Genomic DNA, 6,232 nt, shown 5'->3' with positions numbered 1-6,232 from the left:
ATCCACGAAGGAGAGCGGGCACAGGGGCGACGCTTCGCGTCGCGCGCTATCCCTCACCGGCCTGAAGGCCGATGTTTCCCGCGCGAACTGATGAAATAAACGAGATCAAGGAAAGCTAGGATTATTTCTTTCACGGTCCTCGACTTGATTTAATTCTCAATGTCATCGGTCAATCTGTATTGATTCCGATGTGAATTTCCTATTTCCTTGAGATACAGGTACCTATATATCTCGCACGCCGGTTATAAGCGTGTCGCGAAATAGATAGCCCCGGCCATTTCCTCCATTTACCCCCATTTGATGGGAAAGCGCTCGCCAAAAACCGCTCGCACGCGCCGGCCGGCCAGCGACAAGGCATGGCACTACGAGTGCATTTCGATGCGATCCTGCTATCTCGCTGCGGAGCTATCAATGCGCCATTTCGGTTTCATTACTCCATGCGGGTAACCACCTAATTTTCCGAAAGCTATTTGCAATGCTCCGGAAGGGAAATTGAAAGCTTACCCTGTCATAACGGTTGCAAGTAGCGATGGGAGTGTTCATGATTAAAAAACCAACTAATAGAAAAGTTGGAGCAGCCGTCATCCTGGTCTTTTCGGCTCGGGTCGCATGGGGTGTTCAACTGAGCGGAGATACCGATCCGGTCCCGCTTGTTCCGCCTGTACAAAAGGCGCCTGCTGCCGGCAAAGCGCCAGCCAGCGGGTGGGATCAGGCAGCACCGCGCGGCGCTGGCGCAAGCGCCACGCCAGCGGCCACGCTCAGTGCCGAAGAAAAGACCAAGGGCCTCGTTGGCCCGGGGTTCTCCTTGTGGGAGCTGTCGGAGGAACTGCGCGCCAACAACCCGCAACTGATCCAGGCCCGCTCGCTCTATATGGCGGCCAAGGCCACCGTGCCGCAGATCGCCGCGCCCAACAACCCGCAGGTGGGCTTTATCTGGGGCAACCTGCCCAAGAACAGCCCGCTGGCGCTGGCGCGCGCCGAGAGTTTCAGCTACACGCTCACGCAGTCGATCCCGTTCCCGGGCAAGAAGGCGCTGGCCGCCGACATAGCCAACACGCAAGCCGAATCGATCGACGCGCAGCGCGACGCGCTGTACCTGCAGCTCTACGCGCAACTGAGCACGACCTACTTCCAGGCGCTGGCGCAGAAGGCGCAGCTCGATGTGCTGCGCCTTAACCTCAAGCGGCTGGAGCAGGTCAAGCAGGTCGCGCGCATCCGCTACGCCAACAACGCGGCGGGCTATGTGGACTACCTCAACGCCCAGGTTGCGCAGAGCAGCGCGCAGAACGATATGTTCAGCCTGGAGCGCCAGCATGACAACGCGCTCAAGACCATCAACACGCTGATCGGCAAGAACCCCGAGTTCCCGCTGGAGCTGCGCCCGGACGCCAGCGCGGTGCGCCTGCCGCCCACGCCGCTGCCCGAGCTGGAAGACATGGCGCTGCGCGAGCATCCCAATGTGCGGGCATCGCGCTTCCTGGTGGAGGCGGCCGAGAAGGGCGTGCGCCTGGCCCGCAAGGCCTACCTGCCGGACTTCCAGATCATCGGCACCTTCAACGGCAGCAACCCGCCGCTGGGCTTCAAGCCGGCCAGCTACGGCATCGAGTTCGACGTGATCATCCCGCTGTTCTTCTTCACCAAGGAGAAGTACGGCGTGGACGAGGCCGTGGCCAACAAGGTGGCCTCCGACGCCAATGACCAGTCGGTGCGCCAGCAGACGCTGCTGGCGGTGGATACCGCGCACAACAACCTGCGCCAGTCGGTGAACCAGGCCGAGTTCCTGCGCCAGCGGCAACTGCCGGAGGCGATGACGGCCTACAAGATGGCCTTCACCAACTACGCCAACAACAACGCCGATTTCACCGACCTGCTGACCGCCAGCTCCGCGCTCAAGAATGCCGAGCTGGCCGTGACCCAGGCCGAATCCGATGCGCGCCAGGCGTATTACACCCTCGCCGCCGCGGTGGGACATGAGAAATTCTGACGGTCGCGAGGCCTTGAACCTATGAACAAGAATCTGATGATCGGTGCCGGTTTTGTGGTCGTCCTCGCCGGCGGTATCTGGGGCGGGAAATACTGGGCCCAGGCACAACAGCTACAACAGCCACAGCAGGCGCAACAGGGGGAGCAAGCCGGCAAGGCTGGCATGGCCGCGCCCTACGCCAAGCCCGAAGCGGCGAAACCGCGCCGCGTGCCATCGCTGCTGACCCTGCCCGAAGGCGGCTTCGACCCGAACGCGGTCAAGTCCGCGGTGTTCAGCACGCAAGCCGTGACAGTCGACACGCCCACGCCCGGCAAGCTGGCCTACAACGTGCAGCAGGCCAAGCTGGCCTCGGCCCGCGTGGCTGGCCGCGTCGAGCGCATCCTGGTATTCGAGGGGGCCGTGGTGCGCGCCGGCCAGCCGCTGGCCGAGCTGTACTCGCCCGAGTACATCTCCGCGCAAAACGAGTTCCTGCTCTCGCATAACGCCTTCAAGACGCTCAACAACAGCGACCTGAAGGAACTGGTGGACGATGCCCGCCTGACCATGCAGTCGTCCGAGAACAAGCTGCGCGTGCTGGGCGCGACCACGGAGGACATCGCCCGCATCCGCGAGCGCGGCGTGGCCTCCGACACGCTGACCATCCGCGCGCCGATCGGCGGCACCATCGTCAAGCGCGACATGGATCCCGGCTCCTACCTCAATGTCGGCGACTCGCTGATGAGCATCATCGACACCCGCTCGATCTGGTTCACCGGCAACCTCTACGAGAACGACATCAAGAACGTGCGCCTAGGCCAGGTCATCGAGATCGAAACCCCGGCCTACCCGGGCCGCCACTACCGCGGGCGCGTCAGCTTCATCGCGCCCAATGTCGACGCCGATACGCACACGCTGCAGGTGCGCTGCGATGTGCCCAACCCCGACGGCACGCTCAAGCCGGAGATGTACGCCACGGCGCGCATCGTCACCGGCAGCACGCAGGCGCTGGTGGTGCCGCAATCGGCCGTCGTCAAGGACCAGGGCAAGCTCTACCTGATGACGCAGCCCGACGACAAGCACATCGAGCGCGTGGCGGTGCAGGGCACGCCGCGCAGCGACGGCACCTTCCAGGTCACCGAAGGCGTGCCGGCCGGCGCGTCGGTGCGGGTTGTGACGCAGGGCGGCATGCTGCTCAACGAAATGCTGCTCAAGCAGGAGGCCTGAGATGGTCTTCTCGCCAATCAGAAGCATCCTCAAGCGGCGCCTGGTCATCGTCTTCCTGGCCATTGGCCTGCTGGCGGCCGGCGTGCTGAGCTTCCTGCAGTTGCCGCTGCAGGCGTATCCCGGCGTGGCGCCGGTCACGGTGCAGGCCATTACGCAGTGGCCGGGCCGCAGCACGGTGGAGGTCGAGCAACAGATCACGATTCCGGTGGAGAACGCACTGGCCAGCGTGCCGGACGTGCAGTCCTTCCGCTCGGTGTCGCTGTTCGGGCTGTCTGTTGTGACCGTCAAGTTCAAGGAGGGCGTGGATAACTTCAAGGCCCGCCAGAACTTCGTCACTTACCTGTCGCAAGCCAGCCTGCCGCCGGGCGTGCAGCCCAACCTGTCGCCGGACGGCGACGCCACCGGCGAAATCCTGCGCTACCGGATCGAGGCCGACGGCATCGACGTGACCACGCTGAAGACCTACCAGGACTACAACGTCTACAAGGAGATCAAGCACGTCCCGGGCGTGGCCGATATCACTGCCTTCGGCGGCAAGGTCAAGCAATACCAGATCGTGCCGACGCCGGAGAAGCTGCAGGCCTATGGGCTCTCGCTCAAGCAGGTGGTGGATGCGGTATCGAACGCCAATGCCAACGCCGGCGGCGGCCTGATGAAGGCCGGCGAGCAGCAGTTCGTGGTGCGCGGCGTGGGCCTGTTGCAAACGCTCGACGACATCCGCAACGTCACCGTGTCGGTGTCCAGTGGCGTGCCGGTGCGGGTGCGCGATATTGCCGAGGTGCGGGTGGGCAACACGCCGCGCCTGGGCATGGTGCAGTTCGACCAGCACGACGACATCGTCGAAGGCATCGTGCTGATGAAGCGCGACGAGAATGCCACCGAGGTCCTGGCGCGGGTGCGCGACAAGATCGCCGACATCAACCAGAACGTGCTGCCGAAGGGTATCGAGGTCAAGACCTTCTACGACCGGCAGAACCTGCTCGACATCACCATGGGGACCGTCGAGCACGCGCTGTTCGTCGGCATCTCGCTGGTGCTGATCGTGCTGTTCATCTTCCTCGGCAGCTTCCGCGCCGCGGCGGTGGTGGCGGCGGTGATCCCGCTGGCCTTGTGCGTGTCGTTCATCAACATGGCCCACTTCAAGGTGCCGGCCAACCTGATCTCGCTCGGGGCAATCGACTTCGGGCTGATCGTGGATGCGGCGGTGATCGTGATGGAAAACATCATGCGCCACCTGGAGGAGGGCGAGACCAACGTCGAGGATGGCATCGTCAAGGCCACCAGCGAGGTCCAGCGCGCCATGATCTTCTCCACCGGCATCATCATCGTGGCCTACTCGCCGCTGTTCTTCATGGGCGGGGTGGAAGGCATCATCTTCAAGCCGATGGCCTTCACCATGGGCTTCGCGCTGCTGGCCTCGATCGTGCTGGCGCTGACCTTCGTGCCGGCGGTGACCTCCTTTGTGTTCCGCGGCTCGCTGCGGCCGCACTCGCCGAAATTCATCGCGGTGATCCTGCGCGGCTACAAGCCGCTGCTGCGCAAGCTGCTGAAGAAGCCCGGCCTGGTGTTCCTGGCCGCCTTCATCGGCCTGACCGGCACGCTGTACAGCTCGCGCTACCTGGGCACCGAGTTCCTGCCCACGCTGGAGGAAAACAACCTGTGGCTGCGCATCACGCTGCCCAACACCGTCGATCTCGACTACTCGGCCTCCGTCGCACGCGACCTGCGCGGCTTCTTCCGCGAGCAGCCCGAGGTCAAGACCGTGTCGGTACAGATCGGGCGCCCGGATGACGGCACCGACTCCACCGGCGTGTTCAACCAGGAATACGCGCTGTACTTCAAGCCCCCGGCCGACTGGCCCAAGGGCGCCACCAAGCAGCAGGTGGTGGAGCGTTTGTCCAAGCACCTGAACCGGATCCCGGGCATCGAGTACAACTTCTCGCAGTACATCCAGGACAACGTCAACGAGGCGCTGTCCGGGGTCAAGGGCGAGAACTCCGTGAAGATCTACGGCTCCGACCTGGTGACGCTGCAGGACAAGGCCAAGGAGGTCGAATCGATCCTGAAGAAGGTACCGGGCCTGGCTGACGTCGGCATCTTCAAGGAACTCGGCCAGCCCACGCTGAACATCACGGTGGATCGCGAGAAGAGCGCGCGCTTCGGCATGAATGTGAGCGACATCCAGTCCGCCGTGCAGTTCGCCATCGGCGGCGACGATGTGACCAACATCCTGGAAGGCGAGAAGACCTTCGGCCTGTCGGTGCGCCTGCACGACCAGGCGCGCAACAACCCGGACGTGATCGGCCGCCTGCTGGTGGATACGCCCGACGGCCAGCGCATCCCGCTGTCGATGGTGGCCAAGGTGGAGGCGACAGACGGGCCGTTCTTCGTCTACCGCGAGACGGGCAAGCGCTATATCGCCATCAAGTTCGGCGTGCGCGGGCGCGACCTCGGCAGCGCCGTGGCCGAGGCGCAGGACAAGGTCAACGGGGCGGTGACGCTGCCGGCGGGCTACAGCATCTTCTGGGATGGGCAGTTCAACCAGATGAAGATCGCGCAGAAGAAGCTGGCTGTGATCGTGCCGCTGACCATCCTGGTGATCTTCCTGCTGCTGTACAGCACCTTCGGCAACTTCAAGGATGCGCTGATGGTGGTGCTCAACGTGCCGTTCGCGGCCATTGGCGGCTTGCTGGCGCTGCATATCGCGGGGGAGACCTTATCGATCTCTGCGGGCATCGGCTTCTTGTCGCTGTTCGGCATCGCGATCCAGGACGGGGTGATCCTGATCTCCTACGTCAACCGGCTCGCACAATCCGAGGATCTGCATGAAGCCGTGGTCGAGGGCGCGGCGCTGCGCCTGCGCCCGGTGGTGATGACTGCCATGCTGGCGGGCCTGGGGCTGTTGCCCGCGGCGCTGTCGCACGGCATCGGCTCGGAAGCACAACGGCCGCTGGCGCTGGTGATCGTGGGCGGCATGGTGACCACCACGCTGCTGACGCTGCTGGTGCTGCCGGTGGTGTTCGCCTGGGTCAACCGCAATCGCGG

The 6,232-nt window shown here is 63.8% G+C and carries 3 protein-coding genes; all 3 read left to right on the top strand.

Going from position 1 to position 6,232, the window contains the following annotated elements:
* Positions 1-805 precede the first annotated feature (805 nt).
* Entirely contained in the window at positions 806-1,984 is a 1,179-nt protein-coding gene (locus ACYP5B_RS10150; protein ID WP_400093822.1) for a TolC family protein, read from the top strand.
* Positions 1,985-2,005: 21 nt separating this feature from the next.
* Complete coding sequence (locus ACYP5B_RS10145; protein WP_400093821.1) at positions 2,006-3,187, top strand: efflux RND transporter periplasmic adaptor subunit; 1,182 nt, start codon at positions 2,006-2,008, stop codon at positions 3,185-3,187.
* A 1-nt stretch (position 3,188) separates the two neighbouring features.
* Positions 3,189-6,232, top strand: a 3,044-nt coding sequence (locus tag ACYP5B_RS10140) for an efflux RND transporter permease subunit (protein WP_459569493.1), incomplete at its 3' end; no start/stop codon positions are given.

The organism is Cupriavidus sp. 8B, from assembly GCF_054589115.1.
This window is presented reverse-complemented; position numbering and strand designations above follow the sequence as displayed.